Annotated in this window: 16 protein-coding genes; 3 read left to right on the plus strand and 13 right to left on the minus strand. The window is 68.8% G+C overall.

Going from position 1 to position 18,672, the window contains the following annotated elements; all coding sequences use genetic code 11:
* Window positions 1-444 precede the first annotated feature (444 nt).
* Window positions 445-1,584 (plus strand): hypothetical protein, encoded by a 1,140-nt coding sequence (locus tag PQV94_RS03105; protein WP_274287345.1) that lies wholly within the window; start codon window positions 445-447, stop codon window positions 1,582-1,584.
* Window positions 1,585-1,619: 35 nt separating this feature from the next.
* Here the strand turns inward: PQV94_RS03105 and PQV94_RS03110 are convergent, their stop codons facing one another.
* The 9 genes from PQV94_RS03110 to PQV94_RS03150 form a co-directional block, all read right to left on the minus strand.
* Complete coding sequence (locus PQV94_RS03110) at window positions 1,620-2,672, minus strand: glycosyltransferase family 4 protein (protein WP_274287346.1); 1,053 nt, start codon at window positions 2,670-2,672, stop codon at window positions 1,620-1,622.
* 2 nt (window positions 2,673-2,674) lie between these two features.
* Window positions 2,675-3,781: a glycosyltransferase family 4 protein gene (locus PQV94_RS03115; RefSeq protein ID WP_274287347.1), complete on the minus strand. Its 1,107-nt coding sequence runs from the start codon at window positions 3,779-3,781 to the stop codon at window positions 2,675-2,677.
* Entirely contained in the window at window positions 3,778-4,953 is a 1,176-nt protein-coding gene (locus tag PQV94_RS03120; RefSeq protein ID WP_274287348.1) for a glycosyltransferase, read from the minus strand. The genes PQV94_RS03115 and PQV94_RS03120 overlap by 4 nt, the downstream gene beginning before the upstream one ends.
* The gene (locus PQV94_RS03125) at window positions 4,950-6,089 is read right to left on the minus strand and encodes a glycosyltransferase (protein WP_274287349.1); all 1,140 of its coding nucleotides are present in this window, start codon (window positions 6,087-6,089) and stop codon (window positions 4,950-4,952) included. Before PQV94_RS03125 ends, PQV94_RS03120 begins: the two co-directional genes overlap by 4 nt.
* A 22-nt stretch (window positions 6,090-6,111) precedes the next feature.
* Window positions 6,112-7,029 carry an NAD-dependent epimerase/dehydratase family protein gene (locus PQV94_RS03130; RefSeq protein ID WP_274287350.1) on the minus strand — a complete coding sequence of 306 codons (918 nt, stop codon included), beginning with the start codon at window positions 7,027-7,029 and terminating at the stop codon, window positions 6,112-6,114.
* Complete coding sequence (locus PQV94_RS03135) at window positions 7,026-8,030, minus strand: GDP-mannose 4,6-dehydratase (RefSeq protein WP_274287351.1); 1,005 nt, start codon at window positions 8,028-8,030, stop codon at window positions 7,026-7,028. The genes PQV94_RS03130 and PQV94_RS03135 overlap by 4 nt, the downstream gene beginning before the upstream one ends.
* 49 nt (window positions 8,031-8,079) lie before the next feature.
* A complete protein-coding gene (locus tag PQV94_RS03140; protein ID WP_274288208.1) occupies window positions 8,080-9,534 on the minus strand; it encodes a sugar transferase in 1,455 nt (484 codons plus the stop codon).
* 441 nt (window positions 9,535-9,975) lie between these two features.
* Entirely contained in the window at window positions 9,976-10,617 is a 642-nt protein-coding gene (locus PQV94_RS03145) for a TetR/AcrR family transcriptional regulator (protein WP_274287352.1), read from the minus strand.
* Window positions 10,618-10,619: 2 nt separating this feature from the next.
* On the minus strand, window positions 10,620-11,273 hold the full coding sequence (locus PQV94_RS03150; RefSeq protein ID WP_274287353.1) for a hypothetical protein: 654 nt from the start codon (window positions 11,271-11,273) through the stop codon (window positions 10,620-10,622).
* Window positions 11,274-11,328: 55 nt separating this feature from the next.
* Here PQV94_RS03150 and PQV94_RS03155 point away from each other — a divergent pair, with 55 nt between their 5' ends.
* Window positions 11,329-12,612, plus strand: a complete 1,284-nt coding sequence (locus tag PQV94_RS03155) for a nucleotide disphospho-sugar-binding domain-containing protein (protein WP_274287354.1) — start codon at window positions 11,329-11,331, stop codon at window positions 12,610-12,612.
* A 51-nt stretch (window positions 12,613-12,663) separates the two neighbouring features.
* Here the strand turns inward: PQV94_RS03155 and PQV94_RS03160 are convergent, their stop codons facing one another.
* Both PQV94_RS03160 and PQV94_RS03165 read right to left on the minus strand, forming a co-directional pair.
* Window positions 12,664-13,677, minus strand: a complete 1,014-nt coding sequence (locus tag PQV94_RS03160; RefSeq protein WP_274287355.1) for a lipase family protein — start codon at window positions 13,675-13,677, stop codon at window positions 12,664-12,666.
* Between the two features lie 26 nt (window positions 13,678-13,703).
* On the minus strand, window positions 13,704-15,122 hold the full coding sequence (locus tag PQV94_RS03165; protein ID WP_274287356.1) for a M28 family peptidase: 1,419 nt from the start codon (window positions 15,120-15,122) through the stop codon (window positions 13,704-13,706).
* An 88-nt stretch (window positions 15,123-15,210) separates the two neighbouring features.
* On the opposite strand from PQV94_RS03165, the gene PQV94_RS03170 reads away from it, so the two are divergent.
* The gene (locus PQV94_RS03170) at window positions 15,211-16,185 is read left to right on the plus strand and encodes an AsnC family transcriptional regulator (protein WP_274287357.1); all 975 of its coding nucleotides are present in this window, start codon (window positions 15,211-15,213) and stop codon (window positions 16,183-16,185) included.
* On the opposite strand, the gene PQV94_RS03175 is transcribed toward PQV94_RS03170, so the two are convergent.
* Window positions 16,160-17,494: an MFS transporter gene (locus tag PQV94_RS03175; protein WP_274287358.1), complete on the minus strand. Its 1,335-nt coding sequence runs from the start codon at window positions 17,492-17,494 to the stop codon at window positions 16,160-16,162. The two genes, PQV94_RS03170 and PQV94_RS03175, sit on opposite strands and share 26 nt — an antisense overlap.
* A 198-nt stretch (window positions 17,495-17,692) precedes the next feature.
* Window positions 17,693-18,619 carry an ABC transporter substrate-binding protein gene (locus PQV94_RS03180; protein ID WP_274287359.1) on the minus strand — a complete coding sequence of 309 codons (927 nt, stop codon included), beginning with the start codon at window positions 18,617-18,619 and terminating at the stop codon, window positions 17,693-17,695.
* Window positions 18,620-18,672: the final 53 nt, after the last annotated feature.

Raw genomic sequence — 18,672 nt, forward strand, 5'->3', positions numbered from 1 at the left:
TTGGTCCCGACTAGTTGAGCAGTTCAACTCAACGGGATCCGCCTCTGCAATGCAACCGTGCTCACGACAGCGGTACAGGTGTCGAACCCGTGTAGGTTTGCTTCGAACGCACTGTGGCGGCAGGTTCTCTGGTCACCTCACTGCCGTCCTCTACGGACCCGGTCTGAGTCACCTGGTGATCTGCGGGAATCACCACTGTTCTTGGGAGGCGCCCTTGCGAGGTTCGTGGTCACATAGCGCGAGGGGCGGGGGGTTTTTCCGCGTCCGGTGGATTCTCACGAAGGCTGTTCACGCAAAGTCACCTATGTCGCAGGCGTTGGCTGATCGGTCGGTATGAGCGGGCAGGTGTGGTTCCATCGCATTCGTCGCCTTGCACGATCCCGTCAAGCTAGGCAAGCCGCGTTAGCGAGTTTGGTGACCTACGCGGGCATGGGGCTGTCCGTTGTGTCCGCGCCGATCATTGCGCACACTCTGGGGGCGGACGGACGAGGCGTGCTCGCGGGAGCGTTCGTCGTGCTTCAGGTTGTGGGTTGGGTCGCTTTCTTGGGCTTGCCGGGCGGGTTGGCCTTGCAGCGGGAGAAACGGAACGAAGTCTCGGTTGCTGGCGTCTGGGTGGTGGGGGGCATCGGTCTAGTCGCCGCGGTCGTGACCTTCTTGGTAGCGCCAGACCTCGCTAATGGCGACTCTCGCATCGAGCTCGGGATACGCATTGGCGCGGGCCTGCTGGTGTTCTGGGGGCTAGGTAACGTCGGCGACCAGCTGGCGTGGGTGAGCGGCAAGATCATCACCTACAACGTGATCCGATCTGCGACGCTCGTCTTCCCCTCCTTCGCGATCATCGTGCTCTTCTTTGTCGGGCACCTCACTCTCCCCGCTGCGTACATATCGATGTTCGCGGGTCAGGTCCTGTCGATCGTCCTGGGTGTAATCGTGGCTGTACGAGGACTCCGCGCGCCGGGGCGTGCGGCAATACCCTGGCGCTTCAGCTTGCGAAGTTGGTTCGCGATTGTCTTCGACTCGGTCGGAGGTCGTGGAGACCAGCTTGCTCTGACGGCATTGAGCTCTTCGTCCGTGGTCGGCGTTTATGCAATCGCGGTGACTTGCGCCAATGCGGCAAGCGGTATTGCCCAGGGTGTGGCGCAGGCGAGCCTCACACATTTTGTGAAGCTCACGAAGCAGGGTGTGCGGGTTAGTCTCGCGCGACTTACCCTGATCTCGCTCCTGTGTACTTTAAGCGCTGGCGTCGCCATCTTCTGGGTTGTTTCTGCGTTCGGACAGGTGATCTTCGGCCCCGATTTCGGATCGCTAGCGCCTATCGTTGCTGTGCTAGTTGTAGCGAGCGCGCTGCAAGATGTGTGGAAGCTCCGTGTGGCTCGTGACTCTGCACGAGAGACCGCAGGGATGCTCGCGATAGCCTCTGCGATCGGTCTCGCCGTGATGGCTGCGGTCATCGTCATCCTGACGCTGAACAACGCGTTGACGGGACTCTCAATGGCGGGAGCGTTCTTGGCGATGGGAGTTTCGCGGCTACTTGCTCACATCGTTCTCAGCCGTCTAGGTGCACGGCGATCACGCGACACGTAAGCGACGGGACGCCTCTTCGGGAGCGTCCCGTTCCGTCAGCGGTAGGCCTCGTCGAGGAGCCGCGCGACCGACGCATCCGCCAGGAGCGCGCTCACGCCGGCGCGACCGGCCTCCTGCTGCGTCGCAGACAGCTCCGGCCCCGCATCCAACCGGGACTCCAGCGCGGCGGCGAGTTCATCGGGTGAATCGACCAGGACCAGGCCCGATCGTTCCGTGAGGACGTCCGCCTGGTAGCGAGAGCCCGGATTCGGTGTCGCGATCACGGCGGTGCCCAGCGCGCTCGCCTCGAAGATCGGGATGCCGAACCCCTCGTACTCCGAGGGCGACAGCAGCGCCCAAGCAGCTGCGATCGCCGTGTGCACCTCGTCGTCCGAGGCGCCCGCGCGATGCACAGTGAGTGGCGACCAGTGGGCGGCGTCCTCATCCGGCCCGAAGACGATGAGCTGCACCTGACGCCCCGTCGCAGCCCGTACCTTCTCGACGGCCTCTTCCGCGAGGCGGCCGCGTTTGCGGCCGCCGTGGGAGCCGACGAACACCACCGTGGGCTCCGCGGTCTTGGCGACATCGACGGCCGGCACCGCCACGACCGGCGGCATGATGGCTTCGCACCGGAACGCCTCGTAGCTCTCCGGCCCGATGGCGATTCGATAGTCCGCCCGCCACTGTGAGTACTTCTCGAGCGCCGCGAGGACGTAGTGGTTCAGGCGACGAAGTCCCCGTGACGACCGTGCCTCTGAAAGCGACAGCCCCAAGAAGTGGCGAACCCGCCGCCACGGCCCGCGCCCGAGCGCCCAGTCGTCGCCGAACGAGTGGACGACGTCAACGTCGCCGAGGCTGCGCACCACCCGCCGAAGTCGGAGCGCCTGACCGTAGTACCGGCTGAGTCGTGACGAGGATGCCGGCACGTACATCATGCGTGCGCCCGGGAGCGGATCGCCGCCGGCCTCTGTGACGATCGTCAGTTCTACGAGTGGCGCCAGCTCACGGGCCAGGCGATAGGCGTAACGAGCGACACCGCCGCGGTGCTCCTCGCCCGGCCACTCGAGGCACAGCCACACGACGGAAAGCCGTTTCTCCTGCTTGGCCATCCTCATGCTCCGAGCGAGAGGTAGAGATCGAGATGTCTGCGAGCCGTCGCGTTCCAGGAGAAGGCCGCCGCATGGTCGACGCACTCCTGAGCTGTCGGGCGCTTGCCGTCCAGAGCCTGGATGATCCTCGCCCCCAACGCGCTCGCATCCCCGGGTGGCACGATGAGCGAGGCGTCGAGTCCGCGTACGGCGTCGGGAAGCCCGCCGCAGTCGGTCACGACCGCCGCCTTGCCGGCAGCCAGCGATTCGAGCGCGATGAGGCCGAAGCCCTCCAGGCTTGTGGTGGGAACGACGGTGATCGTCGACGCCCGGTACTCATCGATCAGCGCCTCGTCGCTGAGTCGCCCCGTGAAGACGATCGACTCCGGGTTCCGGGCGCGCCCCGCGAGCTCGCGAAGCTCCGCCTCGGCCGTGCCCGTTCCGACGATGCGCAACTGTGCACCGGGAATCGCCGCCGAGATGTCGTCCCACGCTCGGATGAGGACGTCGATCCCCATGCGGTGCTCCAGCCGCCTGACGCACAGAACGATCGGCCTCGCTTCGCCCGCCGGCTCGGCCGTCGGCCCGGTCTGCGCGGAGGCGAACCGCTCGGTGTCGACGCCGGGAGGCAGGATCGTGATGCGCTCGCGGGCGATGCCGTAGTCGTCGACCAGGATCTGGGCGAACGGGGCGGACAAAACGATCAGATGGTCGGCCTCGTGATACCGGCGCCGTTCAACGAGCCGCTTGGCCCTCGTGCTGACACCGCCGCCGCCGGCCACCCGGCTCTCATCAGCCCAGGGGCCCTGGAAGTGCACGATCTGCAGTGCCTTCGGGTAGCGCCGCGGGGGTGGCCCGTACAGTGCGAAATGCCGGTCGACGACGCGGGGCGCCTCTCGCGCGCTCTCCGCGCGGCGCGACGCCGCGACCCGCGCGACGATGTTGCCGCCGCTGCGCCAGCTCTTCGCACCGGTCAGCGAGGGAGTATCGCCGAACGCGAGACCGGTGACGTCGACGTCGTCGAGCGCATCGAAGGCGCGGAACAGCTCGAGGAAGTACCGGTTGAGTCCGCCGGGACGCGAGGCGAACCACTCCGACCCGGTCATGAGCAGGGGGAAATCGTGAGTCATTGTGTGCTCTTTCGAGGAGGGATGTCGGATGCGGCTCGGAAGACCGCCCCGTGGGCGGCCGCGACCTCCGCGTCGGAGGAGAGGCCGGGTGTCTGCGGCGCGTTCTCAGCGACCCGCCTGCGAGCAGCGGGGTCTTTCGCGGCGACGAGCGTCTCGGTGAGCGATTCGAGATCACCCATGCGGAACGTCCACCCGTTCCACCCCGAACGCACCCATTCGCCGGGTCCGCCTTCCTGAGTGGCGATCGTCGGACGCCCGGCCGCGAGATACTGCAGCACGTTTTGCCCGAGGGGCTCGGGCCGCGTGGAGGCTTGGACGCAGATGTCCCAGCTCGCGATCAACGCGGGCACGTCATCGACATGACCGAGGAAATCGATACGGGATCGGACGTCGAGCTCGGAAGCCAGCTCTTCCAACGAGCGGGCGTACGCTTCGCGGTCGAAGTCGGCGCTTCCGGCCAGCGCGAGCCGAGTCGTGCTGTCGCCGGGGAAGGCGAGCGCGAAAGCCCGAATGAGAAGCTCGTGGCCCTTCCAGGTGTCGAGTCGCGCGACCATGCCGACGGTGGTGACCTCGTCGGAGATGGGAGGCGCCTCGGTGGTGGGCAGGATCCCGATCGCGCTGTGGATCACCTCCGCCACGGCCGACGAGCGGATGAACGGCCGGGCGGACGCGAGCGACGCGCGCGAGTTCGCGATGACGCCGCTCGCGCGCGGCAGCACGAACCTGGTCGTCAACGCGTACCCCAGCCCGCCGAGGTTCGCCCTGTCGACGAGGTCCCTCAGATGCACGACGACCGGCTTTCGAGTACCCAACGCCGCCAGCGTGCAGTAGAGGCCGGCGCGGGAGGTGTTCGCGTGCAGAACGTCCGCGCGCGCGAAGGCTCGACTGCGTCGCACCCTGACCGCCTGCCCCAGGACCTGGCGCGCAAAGCGCAGGATGCCGCCGCCCCGACTCGCGCCGGCGGTGTGGGCCGTTCCGACGAACTGCACCTGGCCGCTCTCGGCGGGGGACACGAGCTGCCACACTCCCGCGTCCGATCCGCGCCCGGGCACGAGCACCGTCGCGTGCCAGGGGTGCTCCGCGTTCAGCATCCGGATGAGGGCGAACTCGGCACCGCCTCGGGAGGTCGAGTGGTCGGCGTGGACGACACGCAGCGGCCTGTCAGCCGTCATCGTGCGGCTTCCCGGTTCTCGATGGCGACGATCTCGTCACGCAGCCGTCGCGCGAAGTGCTCTTCTGTGAACAGCGTGCTGTGCGCGCGGATCGCGGCCTCGTCCCACGCCACCTGTCGGCTCGCTTCGACTCCTCGGGCCACGGCCTGGGGCGTGGGCGCGTCGAAGTACACCCCGGTCTCACCTTCGCGGATGGTGTCAAGGAACCCTCCCCACCGCAGCACGACGGAAGGCTTGCCATGGACGGCGCCCTCGATGGGCGTCAACCCGAAGTCCTCGTAGCTGGCCGACACCACCGCGGTGCAGTGCGCGTAGAGCCACTGCATCTGCCCGTCGGTGAGGTTCTTCAGCATCACGCAGTTCGGCCCGGCCAGGGCGGCGAGATTCTTCTCCTCCGGGCCCGACCCGACCACGACCAGCGGGAGGTCCAACTGTGTGAACGCGCCGATCACCGCGTCGACGTTCTTGTAGGGCAGGAGGCGCGACACGCAGAAGTAGAAGCCGTCCAGGAACCCGCCGGGCAACTCGACCGCCTCCTGCGGCACGGTGAGATCGACGGAGTGCGGCGCCGGGAGGACCTCCGATTCGATCCCGTAGGTCGCCTTGATCCGCTCCTGCACCACCGTGGAGATGGCGAAGTACTTCGTCGCGGTGGCCGCTTTGCGGCGGTCCCAGCGTCGGAGGAGAGGCGAGAGGATCTTCAGCACCGCGCTCTTGGGAGTGAGCTTGTTCGTGCCGAGATACGCGTCCTGCTGGTACAGCCAGCGCGCGGGCGAGTAGCAGTAGACGATCTTGGACCCCGCCGTGCGGAAGCCGTGTGCCCAGCCGCTGGTGCTGACGATGGTGTGACGCGCCGGCACCCGCATCCGATTCGAGGCCCAGGCGAGGAACGGCAGAGCGAGCCGGTGCGAACGTCGAAGAGGGGCCACGCGGTTCAGCGGCGAGGTGAACACCCGCGTGTCCGCGAACTCGGGATAAGTGTCCTGCGGCTCGTACAGAGTCGTGTAAATGGGTGCATCCGGGAAGGCGCGATGGATAGCCAGAACGACCTTCTCCGCGCCGCCGCGCTGGGTGAGGTAGTCGTGCGCGATCGCGACGTCGCTGATACCGCTCGGAGGCGTTCGATCGTTGGCCACGTGTGCTCCCTTGTCCCTCGCGTCAGGCGCGCGATTGCGCGATGTAGTCGGCGATGGAGGTGGTGTAGTCGATGGTGGGGGTCCAGCCGAACTCGGTGCGGAGGCGGTTGGCGTCGCCGGTGATGCGCGGGGGATCGTTGGGGCGCAGGCGGCTTTCGTCGACGACGAGTCGCGGGGCGGGGCGTTCGAGTGCGGTCGCGATGGCGTGGAGGATCTCGTGGCCGGTGTGGGAGGTGCCGGTGGCGACGTTGTAGAGGTCGTGCTGGTGGGTGGGCGCGAGGGCAAGGGTCAAGTAGGCGCGGGCGACGTCGCGGACGTCGGTGTAGTCACGAGCCGCGTCGAGGTTGCCGACGGGCAGTGCGGCGCCCGACGGGAGGGCCTGCAGCGAGGCGGTGAGGTCGGGGATGAGGAATCCGGGGCCTTGGCCGGGGCCGATGTGGTTGAAGGGGCGGGCGATGAGGGTGTCGAGGCCGCGGGTGCCGTAGTAGCGGGCTTGGGTTTCGACGAGGAGCTTCGCGACGGCGTAGGGGGAGTTGGGGGTCGTGGGGTCGGTCTCGGAGACGGTCTCGTCGGGTGCGGGGGTGGCGTAGACCGAGCCGGAGGAGACGACCACGACGCGGGGACGGTGCGAGTGGGTCAGCAGGGTCTCGCACATGCGGGTGGTGATCGTGCTGTTGACGGTGAGGTAGCGCTGCGGGTCGGCGAAGGAGGGGCCGACCGCGGCCAGGCCCGCGAGGTGCACGATCGCGTCGGCGCCCTCGGGGACGGGCCAGTCGGTCTGCAGGTCGGCGCTGACGTACTCGTCGGCGTGCGGCGCGAGGCGCGGGCCGGGGGCGGTCTCCCGCCCCACGGCCCACACGGTGTGCCCGTCGGCGTGGGCGATGGCGGCGAGGTGGCTTCCGACGAAACCGTTCGCGCCGGTGATGACGAGGGTGCTCACGCGATGGCGGCCTTGCGGGCCTGGTCGGCGAGGTCGTGTTCGACCATCAGCTTCACGAGGCCGGGGAAGTCGACTTTCCGCTTCCACCCGAGGACCTGTTCGGCCTTGGTCGGGTCGCCGAGCAGGATGTCGACTTCTGCGGGGCGCATGAACGCGGGGTTCTGCACGACGTACGGCTTCCAGTCGTCGATGCCGATCTCAGCGAACGCGAGGGTGAGGAACTCCTCGATCGAGTGGGTCTCACCGGTGGCGAGGACGAAGTCGTCGGGCTCGGTGTGCTGCAGCATCCGCCACATGCCCTCCACGAAATCGCCCGCGTAGCCCCAGTCGCGCTTGGGCCACAGGTCCCCGAGCTCGATGTTCGGCTGCAGACCCAGCTTGATGCGCGCGACGGCGTGGGTGATCTTGCGGGTCACGAACTCCACCCCGCGACGTTCACCCTCGTGGTTGAACAGGATCCCGCACGCGACGAACATGTCGTAGCTCTCGCGGTAGTTCTTCGCGATCCAATGCCCGTACAGCTTCGCGACCCCGTAGGGGCTGCGGGGGTGGAACAGGGAGTTCTCGTTGTAGCCGGCGCCGGGACGGTTGTAGTCCAACCCGCCGAACATCTCCGACGTCGACGCCTGATACACCCGCGTGTGCTGCGCGCGGCCCGTGATCCGCACCGCCTCCAGCACGTTCAACACGCCCTTCGCGGTCACATCCGCCGTCAACGTCGGGTTCTTGAACGAATACCCCACGTGACTGATCGCGGCGAGGTTGTACAGCTCGTGCGGATCCGACACCTCCACCGCACGCACCAACGAGGTCGGGTCGATCAGGTCCCCCTCTATCAACGTCACGAACGGGAACTCCGCCACCACCTGCTCACGCCGAGGATTGTTCTGGCCCCGGATCAGCCCGAACACCTCATATCCCTTCTCGTGCAGCAGAGCAGCCAGATGGCCGCCATCCTGCCCCGTGATGCCAGTGATCAGCGCGCGCTTCGCGTCGGCCATGTGTGCTCCTTCGGGTCGGGGTAGAACAGATGAACGGTGGTATGCAAGATCAGTGCGCCGTCTCGCCCGGCGCGAGCGCAGCTTTCGCAGTCTTGCCCATGATCAGAAGGTCGCCGAGCAGTGACCAGTTCTCGACGTAGGAGAGGTCGAGACGCACGGTCTCTTCCCACGAGAGGCTGGAGCGGCCGCTCACCTGCCAGAGGCCGGTGATGCCGGGCTTCACGAGGAAGCGGCGGTGCACGTGGGTGGTGTACTGCTCGACCTCGTTCGGCAGCGGCGGGCGCGGGCCGACGAGTGACATCGAGCCGCCGATCACGTTGAACAGCTGCGGCAGCTCGTCGAGGCTGAACTTGCGCATGATGCGTCCGATCGGCGTGACGCGCGGGTCGTTCTTCATCTTGAACAGCACTTCATTGCCCGAATCGATGCCCTCTTCGCGTCGCTGGCGCTGCAGGTTCTCGAGCAGCTCCTCGGCGTTGGTGACCATCGAACGGAACTTGAGCATCGTGAACTCGCGACCCCCGCGTCCGATGCGCGTCTGGCGGAAGAGCACGGGGCCCTCCGACGACAGCCGGATGCTCATGGCGAGGAAGGCGAGAACAGGGCTGAGCAGGATCACGCCGATCGTGCTGGCGAGGATGTCGACCGTGCGCTTCAGGAAGAGTTGCCCCTTGCTGAAGCGCGGCGTCTCGACGTGGATCAGGGGGAGTCCGGCGACGGGGCGGGTGTGCAGGCGCGGGCCTGCGATATCGACGATGCTCGGCGCGAGCACCAGGTGCTGGCGGCCGGCTTGCAGCCCCCAGGAGATCTCTTTGACTTTCGTGGGCGGGAGTTCGTCGGTGCTCGTGACCGCGACCGTGTCGGCGCCGGCTCGCTCCATGGCGCGGTCGACCGCATTCACGCTACCCATCATCGGGATGTCGGTTCCCGGCACGACTCCGCCGACCTTGCCAGTAGGTGTACACGCGCCCACCACCTTGTAGCCGGCGCTGGGTGTGCGGGCGAGCTCGCGAGCGATGTTCGCGACGGAGTCGACCGAGCCGACCAGTAGCACCCGGGCCGCGTACTCGCCGACCGACCGCTGCGCGATGAGCCACTGTCGCCACAGCCAGCGAACGATGAGGAGCACGAGGATGCCGAACGGCAGGCTGATGAGCAGGAATCCGCGCGCCAGGTCGATCTGAAAGAGGAACGCCACGATCGCGACGGCGCCGAACAAGCGCAGACTCGAATCCGCCACGCGCACGTACTCCGACGAGCCCGTGCCGAACACGCGCGGGCTGCGAGAGTCGCTCCACGAGAGCGCCCCCATCCACGCGATGACGAGGATGGCGGAGAACACCCAGTAAGAGAGGTCCGTCCAGCGGGAGTCGTGTGCCAGGACGACCTGGGCATTGCCGAGTCCGAACCACGCGATCTGGGTGCCGTAGACCACCCAGACGACGGCGAGCAGGTCGCTGATCCACAGGCGGCGCTGATAGCCACGGCGCCAGTTCGTCGGCATCCGGTCGGCCGTCTGGACGGGACCGGTCGTGAGGGACTGGCGGGCCGCATCCGAGATCACGGTCTGCGGCGAGGTCGCCGGAGTCTTGGGCTGCAGAAAATGGTCGGGAAGAGACGGTGACGCGTTCTTCGCTTTCAGCGACTCCGTCGTCGCATCGACCTCAAAATCGGTCGACACACTCTCCCCCTTCATCAGTCGTGCCTTGCTGACGGGCCGCACGTTATCAGGTGAATGTGACGGTGATGTGTCGGGTGATTCATCTGGATTCATGGGGCGCGTCTCTGCGTGCGATGTTACGGTGACCGGTTCGTTGGACACAGTCCACCGAATGGGGGACAAGCACATACTGTCCTGATCCGGGGCGGATTGGGGACGTGTTGCTTTCTGGTGCGGGGTGAGTAGTTCTGCGTGGTGGGGTGCGTTTCGTCTCGCTGCGCTCGCTCAACGACCGGCGGGCGGGAGGGCGGCGGAGAGGTGGGTGAGCTGGGTGGAGACCCACGCCGCGTACTGCTCGTCCGACCAGCCGCGCGCGTGCGTGAAGTGGAGGTACGTCGCCGGCCCCGTCAGGTGTCCCAGCACATCCGCCGCGACGTCGACCGAGGACTCGGGGATGCGGCCGCGAGAGGCGAACCAGCCCGCGCTCAGGCGCATGTCGCGCTGGCGGCGCTCCTCGAGCTCGAGGTAGGCCGCGCGCGCCGCCGCATCCGCATCCGCCGCCGCCATCATCGCCTGCACGATCGCCGCCGACCGCCGGTTCGCCTCGGTGAGGAACGCGACATAGCGCTCGAGCGCGGTCTCGAACTCCGGCTCGGCCATGATCTCGGCGATCAGCGGACGCTCGGTGAGCGAATGCGTGCCCTCGTCGCCGGCGAACGACGTCTCGAACGCCGCGATGAGCAGCGCGTGCTTCGGGCCGTGCAACTGCACCGTCTGCGCCGAGACGCCCGCCTCCGCGGCGATCGCCTTCATCGACGTCGCCGCGTAGCCGTCACGGATGAACAGCCGCGCCGCCGCCGCCACGATTCCGGCCCGCGTCGCCGCAGCCTCGGCCTCGCGGCGAGGGGAGTGGTACGCGCGGGGCATCCTCAGACCGTACCGCCGCTCGCGGCTGGACGCGCCGCGAGGAACACTCCGCCGACGACGATCTGCGCCACGCACGACGACAGGAGCGCGATCGTCACCGTCGCCACGTCAGTGCTCCCCGACGCGATCCCGCCCGCCACCGCCACGACCACGGCCAGCGCCAGCAGCGCCCACCGCGCCGCGCCCGTCGCGATCCCCGCGCGCACGGCACCCACGGCGCCGACGATGAGGAGCACGAGCTGCACGATCCCGAGGGTGAGCGGCAGCCATCCGCGTGAGGCGTCCGCGCCGCCCGGCGTGCCGTAGGTCATCACGTAATAGACGAGCTGGTTCGCGAAGAACACGGCTCCGAAGCCGAGCAGTGCGAAGGTGCCCCGCACGCGGCTCCCCGTGATCCCGTTCGCCGCCATCGTGCCCAGCCCGAGCGGCAGCATCGCCGCGGCGAGAATCGCTGCGCTCGCCAGGAACAGCACGGCGAACAGCGGCAGGGTCGGGCCGGTCGGCTCGGTGCGGAGCGCGACCTCCAGGACGGTCGCCGCGGCGAGCAGTGCGCCGCCGACGGCGATCAGACCACCGCCCCACCGCGACCACACCCTTGCGTCCGTCTCGGCGAAGGCGGGATGCTTCGTGGTCGCTGACGTCGTTACTGTGCTCATGATCGGTCCTCCGCGGATCTGTTGGTGTGCCTCAATATCCATTAGTGTGGCGAACATGTCAATTACGAATCGGTCGGCGCTGCTCTGTGCGATGCCCGCCGTGGGCCACGTCGACCCGATGCTCGTCGTCGGACGGGAGCTGTTGCGACGGGGCTGGCGCGTGCGGATGCTGACCGGATCGCGCTACGCGGATCGGGTGCGTGCTGCCGGCGTCGACTTCGTCGCCCTCCCCGCCGAAGCGGACACGCTCGACTCCGTCGGGGCCGCCGGGCGCAACCGCGGCATCGCGACGATCAATGCCGGTGTGGAGGAGGCCTTCGTGCGCCCGGCCCTCCCCGCCGCGCACAAACTCGACGCGCTCCTCGCGGACGATCCGGTCGACGTCGTGTTCCACGACATGACCTTCCTCGGTGTGCAGGGGCTGCTCGCGCGCCCCGCATCCGACCGGCCGCTCGTGGTCATGTGCGGCGTCGGCCCCGCGGGTTTCTCCAGCCGCGACTGCCCGCCCTACGGACTCGGGATCGTCCCCGCGCGCTGGCGTGCCGGCGGGCGGATGCGGGATGCGGTACTCAACCGCTCGGCGCGCTGGGTGCTGTCGGGTGCCCACAGCGCACTCGACGACCTGCTCGCCCGGCTCGACGCCCCGGCGCTCGACGGCGCCTTCTTCATGGACGTACTCGCCCGGAGCGACCTGCTCGCCCAATTCACCGTCGCCGAGTTCGAGTACCCGCGCAGCGACGCCCCCGCCCACCTCCGCTTCTACGGCCCGATGGCAGCGCCCGCCGCGTCCAGCGGTTCGGCCGGCGAACTCATCGACCGGCTCGACCCGGACCTTCCCGTCGTGCACGTGACCCAGGGCACCGTCGCGAACACCGACTTCTCCGAGCTCATCGGCCCCTCACTGCGCGCGCTGGCGGACCGGCGGGTGCAGGTCGTGATCACCGCCGGCGGGCGAGCCGCATCCGATCTTCCGCCGCTGCCGCGCAACGCGTTCGCGGCGGACTACCTGCCCTACGACCGCCTGCTGCCGCGCACGAACGTCTTCGTCACGAACGGCGGATACGGGGGCCTCCACCAAGCCATGCGCTACGGCGTGCCGATCGTCGTGGCCGGCGACAGCGAGGACAAGGTCGAGACCTCGGCGCGGGTGCAGTTCTCCGGCGCCGGCCTCAGCCTGCGGACGGGTCGGCCCTCGCCGTCGCAGATCGCCCGCGCCGTCGACCGTGTGCTGGCGGATCCGCGGTTCGCCGCCGCATCCCGCCGGATCGGAGAGCGGATCGCGATGGCGGGCGGCGCGCCGGCGCTCGTCGACGACGTGGAGGCGATGCTCTGGGGGTGACGGACGTTTCGTCTCGCTGCGCTCGCGCAACGACCGGGGCAGTGCGGTCGCTCAACGACCGGCGAGGGCGAGTCGTTGCGCGATCCAGGCGGCCGCGCGGGAGGGGGCGAACCGAGCGTGCATCGTGCCGGAGTGGTGCGTCGGCCACCAGCGCCAGGTGAGATCGACGCCTGCCCGTCGGTAGTCGCGCAGGAGCGCGCCGGTCAGCGGAGCGGGCGCCACCTCGTCGAAGGTCGCCGCATCCACCCGCACCGGAGCGCGAAATCCACGCAACGCAGCGACCTCGTTCTGGCGGAACGACGCGAGCAGCCGCGCGCGGAGCTCTCCTCCCGTGCTGCCGAGAAGCGCCGCCGGCGCGATACCGCCCCACGAGGAGCGGTGCGAGAGCTCGGTGAGTGAAAGGGCGGCCAGGCTCGGCCACACGGCCCGGGCACGCGGACTCAACCCGTCGCTCGCGCACAGGCCCGCAAGCTCGGCGTCGACGGCAGCCGCGCCGCGCACCATGAGCCCGATCAACGCGGAGAGGACGCCACTGCCGGGCGCTGTGATCGGCACTCGCAGCGCGGCGCCGACGCTGAGATCCATCCGCGTGACCGGTGCGAAGGCGGACGTGCCGACCAGCAGGGAATGTTCGTCCGGCTCGGGTGAGACCGACGCCCACAGCGCGCCGACGGCACCTTCCGAATGTCCGGCGGCGAGCCACGTGTCACCGAGGGAAGCCGCGAAGTCGGCGCGGGCGCGCACCATCGCGATCATGGACTCGGCCAAGGACGGCCCGATCAGATACGGGTGGATGCCGGGGCCGCCGATTCCCTCGTAGTCCGGGCGAAGAACCGCGATCCCCTGTGCGAGCAACGCATCGCACAGGACATCCCCCTGCGACATCCGGCGCCACTCCGGATGCGTGGGATCCGCCGTACTCGGCGCGGAACGGGGGCCGCCACCGGTCGTCATATGGCCGTAGACGACAATCGGGAAGCCGGTCGCCGGAGCCGACCGATACGGAACGTGCACGAGCCCCGCCTGCTCGTGCACAGCCCCGTCGACGCCGATGGCGGGAAACACGACTCGGCGGGTCGTACCGTGGTGAATCACCAGCGCCCGCGGGGTAGGAGCTGCCGCACACGACGCGGAAGGAAGCCGAGCAGACCGCCTCGGCGGCCATCCGCATCGTCGATGATGCGGGCGAAGAACCGCGCGACCGGAACCAGCTGCGTGCGGTCGATGCGTTCGATGGTGTCGGCGTCGTCATAGAGATACAGCGGCCCTGAGATCAGGCTCACCGTCGGAACGCCGGAGACCAGAGTGAACGACGCATCGGTGGGGATGCCGTTCGCGAAGAACTCGAGCGCGGTCGCATCCAACAGGGTCGTGCTGTGCAGCCCGTTCTCCCGCACGGCGCGCGCGATCCGCAGGGCGAAGGCCGGGTTCACGTTCAGGAAGATCCCGCGCGGCTCGGTCTCTCCGACATCGGCGAACCCGCCGTCGGCGCCCTCGACGGCGCGCAGGCCGATGTGCTCGATGGTCGTGTTCAGGACGATCCGCCACGGCGCGCAGCGCGAGAGCACGAAGCGTCGCGCGAACTCCTGATGCGCCTGGTACCCGGTGAAATGCGTGTCGAACGTGACGAAGATCAGCGTCTTCTCTCGCGTCCCGGGATCGCGCGCGGCGAAGTGCTCGGCCAACGCGATCACCTCCGCCGTGCCCGAGGCATCCTCCACCGCGCCCGGACCGACGGAGTCGTGATGGGACTGCACCATCACCGCGTCCGTGGTGCGCCCGGGCAACACGCCGATCACGCTCCGTGACGTCACCGTGCGACGCTCGACCCCTAACGTCAGAGCCGCCTCGGACGGTGACGAATGGAGCAGGCCCCGAAGCCGTCGCCCCTCGGCGCGCGTCACCCACACGCCGGGCAGGGAGAACAACGTGCGGCGGTAGTACTCGTTGTGATAGCCGCGCGAGTCGGGGTAGTCGCGGAGAACTCCGATGAGACCCACCGCGCCCGCGGCTGCCGCAGCGCGCATCACCCGCGCGAGGGAAGTCACATAGGGGTTACGGCTTGCGAGCACGTCGCGGCGCAGCATCCGCCGATTCGGATCGTGGATGTAGCGAGCGAGAGGCAGAGCGTGCGCCAGCGTCATGTCGAACGTGAGATCGAACAGCACGATCGCGCCGCGCACGTCGTGTGCCGCCACCCGGCCGGATCCGACGTCGACGACCCGGGCGACGAGGCGGTGGGAGGCGCTCCCGGTCCACTCGTGGGATACGAGACCCGAATGCAGGATCGGTGCGCAGTCGATCGTCTCGCTCCCGAGCTCGAGTCGGCACTCGCTCGCCTCCCACCGAAACGAAGGAACGCGCAGTTCCTGGGTCGCCAGCCCGGCGCGCTCGAAGCGGCCCCGGACGTAGTCCGCGGCCGCGTCGCCTCCCGGAGTTCCGGTGGCGCGCGGAGCGAGGGCGACCATTGCCCGAATCGTCGCCATCATCGCCGATTCCGTCATCGTCATGCGGACAAAGCTATGTAGAGCCCGGTATCCGAGGTCATCAAGCCATCTATTCGTCACCGGACTCCTGATTCGTGAGAATATTCGTCGCATGTCCGACTCGCTCAGCGAACTCGATCTCGCGATCGTTCACGCGTTGCAGATCGACGCCCGGGCGCCCTGGGCGCGGATCGCTGCTGCCGTCGGGGCAGACACCGGAACCGTGACTCGCCACTGGCAGGCGCTGCGCGCCGACGGGCTCGCCTGGACCACGATCTGGCCGACGCCCGAGCGGTGGGCACGAACGACCGACGTCGCGCTCGTCTTGATGGATGCGGATACGGCGACGCGCGACGCGATCACTCTGCTGCCCTGGGTCATCGCCCTCGACGAGACGTCTGCGGGCGTCCTGGCGGTCGTCGCCGCGTCGGGGGGACTCGAGGCGATCGGCGCGCGCGTGCGCGCGATCGCCGGACGGGGCGCCGGCATCCGGCGCACCGACGTCGCCGCATCCATCGTGCAGGAGGACTCGACGTGGCGACTGCAAGCCCTCTCGCGCGCACAACAGCGCGTGCTGGTCGCACCCCCAGGTGCCCGTCGCGACGCGCGCCCGCCGTCGCCCGAGGTCACCGCGGAGATCGCGGCGGCGCTCGCCGATGATCCTCGACTGGCTGTGCTGACTCTGGGGAAACGGTTGGGCGTATCGGAGCCGACGATGCGCCGAACCCTCGATCGGTCGATCGCTGCCGGGGTCCTGCGCTTCGGCTGCGACCTCTCCATGTCGGCGGCGGGTCTCGGGCGCGCGGCGATGCTGTGGGCGCGCGCCCGAGACGTCGACGCCGCGGCGGATCGCGCGGGTCTACTCGCCGAGACGCACCGGGCGGGTGTCGTCGTCGGTCCGTCGCCCGTCTTTGCGAGTGTGCGGATGCGGACCCTCACCGCTCTGCCGTCCATCGAGCATCGTTGGCAGGATGCCGCCGCCGTCGAGGTCGCCGACCGGTGGACCGTCCTGCGCACATGGAAACGCAACGGGCATCTCCTCGACGGTGAGGGACGTTCAATCAGGCGGATCCCCGTGGAGTGGTGACGGCCGCCCGCCGCAGTCGCGCATCCAGCGTGTAGCGCGAGAGCGGCAGCAGGCTCACGGCGCACAGGAGTGCAGGGGCGAGAGAGGTGCCGATGATGATCGCGGTTCTGGCCGCATCCGTCTGCGGGAGATCGATCTGCGTGGAGGCGACGTAACCGCCGATGCTCATCGTCGCCCCGAGAAGCGCCGGGCCCAACGCGTAGCCGAGCAGCTCGAACCCCGACCACACCCCGGCGATCATCCCGATCCGGTTCAGTCCGGAACGCTTCGCGTCCTCGGCGGCGATATCCGGAAGCATGGCGAGAGGAAAGAGCTGGCCGCCCGCGTACCCGACGCCGACGACGGCGGCGGCGGCGAGCAGCATCCCTTGCCCCATTCCCGCAGCCACGAACAGCCCGATGAAGCCCGCGATCTGGACCACGGTGGCGACCGCGAACCCGTTGCGCTTTCCGATGCGCCTCCCGAGCGCCGCCCACCCTGGAGTCAGCAGAATGGCCGGGGCCACGAAGCAGACGAAGCAGGTCGTCGCCAGGGATGCGTCGTCGAACACATGCCGTGCGACGTAGATCACGCCGCTGAGCACCATGCCCATGGCGATCGCCTGTAAGACGAAAGGGATGACGAGAAGGCGGGCATCCGGGTTGCTCAGCACGGCGGCCAGCTGCGTGCGCAGTCGCCCGCCGGCGGGCTCGCTTCGCACACGGGCGGCGCCGCGGGTTCCCCACCAGACGCCGACGGTGCCGACGAGGATCAGCGCCGACATCGCCCCCGCCATGATCCGATAGCCGGCGAGTCCACCCGCCGCCTCGACCAGTGCGGGAGCGGCGGCGCCGGAGAGGAGGATCGCCAGAGTGAAGACGATCACACGCCAGGTGACGAGGCGTGTCCGCTCGCCGTAATCGTCGGTGATCTCTGCCGAGAGCGCGAGATAGGGCACCTGGAAGAACGCGTACGCCGTCGCCGATGCGACGAAGAGAGCGAGCACCCAGAGCGCGCCGGCCACAGGGGGTGCACTCGGGCCGAAGAACATGGCGGCGAAGGTGAGCGCCAGGACCACGCCGGCTCGCAAGAGGAAGGGGCGGCGCCGGTCCGTACGGGGGGATCGGTCCGACACTCGGCCGGCGATCGGGTTGAGGAAGAAGTCCCACGCCTTCGGGATGAACACGATGAGCCCGGCGACCGCCGCCTCCACCCCGAGGAGGTCAGTGAGGTACGGCATGAGGATCAGTCCCGGCACGGTGCCGTACGTGCCGGAGGCGATACCGCCCAGCGCGTACCCGAATCGCGTCGTCGCCCACATCCTGATCATCCCCGGATGCTAAGCGGCCCCTTCGCCTCGGTCGGGGCTCAGCCCTGCTTTTCGTCGCGACGGAGCTGCGGCATCCGCGTATTCGTCACGACCGAGTTTCGTCTCGCTCCGCTCGCGGGGCGACCGGTGAGGGGCGTTTCGTCTCGCTGCGCTCGCTGCGCTCGCTGCGCTCGCTGCGCTCCCGCGGCGACCGGGGCCTCAGCCGGCGGAGAGGAACCGATCGATGTCGTCGAGCACCTTGTTGCCGCCGAGCGGGCCCACACCCGAGAGCCAGTAGCTGGCATCGACGGGCGTCAGAGACGGGAACAGCGCCGCGTTCTGGGTGATCGCATCGGGGATCGTCGTCGGGTCGTCCACATCCGCGGTCGTGACGAAGACGTAGTCGGCCTCCGCATCCGCGATGTTCTCCGGCGAGATGTCGCGCCCGATGCCGCCGTCGCCGTCCCAGGTCTGCTCCGGGATGGTGAAGCCCACGCACTCGAGCGCGCTGCCGGCGAAGGAAGTGGGGGAGTAGATGCGCAGCTTCGACGCATCCATCGGGCGGATCAGGTTGGCGGTCTTGCCGGCGACGTCGTGCTCCGAACCGATCTGCGCGCAGCGCGCGTTGAAGCCGTCGAGCAGCTGCTGGGCGTCGTCCTTGCGGTTCAGCGCATCGCCGATGAGCAGCACGTTCTGCTGCCACGGGTCGGCCTGCGTCGCCATGAAGACGGTGGGCGCGATCGCGCTGAGCTGGTCGTACAGCTTCGAGTGACGCGCCTCGGTGCCCAGGATCAGGTCGGGCTTGAGAGCGGCGATCGCCTCGAGGTCGGGCTCCGCCACCGTGCCGACCGTCGCCACATCCGCGACGCCGAGATAGGACGGGATGCCGGTGGTCGTCGCCGCGACGGCGGCGCCTACCGGGGTGACACCCAGCGCCACGGCGGTGTCGAGCTCGAGCGGCTCGAGAGCCACCACGCGCTTCGGTGCGTCGGGCACCGCGACCTCCCCGCGCGCGTCGGTCACCGTGTGCGTCGCGGCGGCCGTCGACTCCGGGGCGGCGGCTGTCTGCGCGCATCCGGCGAGCAGAGCGGCAGCGACAGCGAGCGAACTCGCGAGCAGGAGGCGGCGGCGCAGGAGCGAGGGCATGCGGAGACCTTCCGGGGAGAGGGTGAGGTGAGGCGCGCCTAACCTAACATGAC

The sequence above is a fragment of the Microbacterium sp. Clip185 genome (genome assembly GCF_028743715.1).
In the GTDB taxonomy this organism is placed as follows: Bacteria; Actinomycetota; Actinomycetes; order Actinomycetales; family Microbacteriaceae; genus Microbacterium.

Bases quoted from the DNA above. Each gene is read 5' to 3' on its own strand.
- PQV94_RS03110 (WP_274287346.1), bottom strand. From the start codon at position 2,672: ATGGCCAAGCAGGAGAAACGGCTTTCCGTCGTGTGGCTGTGCCTCGAG.
- PQV94_RS03115 (WP_274287347.1), bottom strand. From the start codon at position 3,781: ATGACTCACGATTTCCCCCTGCTCATGACCGGGTCGGAGTGGTTCGCC.
- PQV94_RS03120 (WP_274287348.1), bottom strand. From the start codon at position 4,953: ATGACGGCTGACAGGCCGCTGCGTGTCGTCCACGCCGACCACTCGACC.
- PQV94_RS03135 (WP_274287351.1), bottom strand. From the start codon at position 8,030: ATGGCCGACGCGAAGCGCGCGCTGATCACTGGCATCACGGGGCAGGAT.
- PQV94_RS03140 (WP_274288208.1), bottom strand. From the start codon at position 9,534: ATGCCGACGAACTGGCGCCGTGGCTATCAGCGCCGCCTGTGGATCAGC.
- PQV94_RS03145 (WP_274287352.1), bottom strand. From the start codon at position 10,617: ATGCCCCGCGCGTACCACTCCCCTCGCCGCGAGGCCGAGGCTGCGGCG.
- PQV94_RS03150 (WP_274287353.1), bottom strand. From the start codon at position 11,273: ATGAGCACAGTAACGACGTCAGCGACCACGAAGCATCCCGCCTTCGCC.
- PQV94_RS03155 (WP_274287354.1), top strand. From the start codon at position 11,329: ATGTCAATTACGAATCGGTCGGCGCTGCTCTGTGCGATGCCCGCCGTG.
- PQV94_RS03165 (WP_274287356.1), bottom strand. From the start codon at position 15,122: ATGACGATGACGGAATCGGCGATGATGGCGACGATTCGGGCAATGGTC.
- PQV94_RS03170 (WP_274287357.1), top strand. From the start codon at position 15,211: ATGTCCGACTCGCTCAGCGAACTCGATCTCGCGATCGTTCACGCGTTG.
- PQV94_RS03175 (WP_274287358.1), bottom strand. From the start codon at position 17,494: ATGATCAGGATGTGGGCGACGACGCGATTCGGGTACGCGCTGGGCGGT.
- PQV94_RS03180 (WP_274287359.1), bottom strand. From the start codon at position 18,619: ATGCCCTCGCTCCTGCGCCGCCGCCTCCTGCTCGCGAGTTCGCTCGCT.